General features: G+C 70.1%; 1 protein-coding gene. It reads right to left on the bottom strand.

The genetic code is table 11. The annotated features are described in order from the left end of the window. Window positions 1-311: 311 nt before the first annotated feature. On the bottom strand, window positions 312-401 hold a 90-nt coding region (locus IG99_RS48545), incomplete at its 5' end, for an AbfB domain-containing protein (RefSeq protein ID WP_158973394.1).

The following is a 401-nucleotide window of genomic DNA, read 5'->3' as shown; positions in this document are numbered from 1 at the left end:
CTGCGAGGTGGTGGCCGTGGCGGTGAGCAGGCCGGCGGCGAGCGCGGCGGTGGCACCGGCCGCCAGCAGCGCGCGTCTGACGCTGCGTATCCACGGTGGTCTGATCATGAAGAACTCCTTCACAGGGTGGGGTGTGAGGTGAGGCGTCGACGAACCCGTGGTGTCCTGCTGTGCGGACGGCGCGGGTTGCGTTGACACTTCCGGGGCCGGTGTGCTTCCGCTGTCTTCGGCACCGGACCCGGGGCTGGTCGCTCGTCAGATCCAGGTGGCGGCGGTGAGCGGGCTGGTGCCCTGGGCCTGTTGGTGCCGGGTCAGCTCGTGACGCGGAAGGTGGCGTCGGCGCGTGCCGTGGTGGTGGTGATCGGGTCGATCCGCAGCTGGTAGGCGTAGTGGCGGATGTA

The sequence above is a fragment of the Streptomyces griseus subsp. griseus genome, from assembly GCF_000720255.1.
In the GTDB taxonomy this organism is placed as follows: Bacteria; Actinomycetota; Actinomycetes; order Streptomycetales; family Streptomycetaceae; genus Streptomyces; species Streptomyces griseus_I.
The sequence above is the reverse complement of the archived record's forward strand: the minus strand, read 5'-3'. Positions and strand labels throughout refer to the sequence as shown.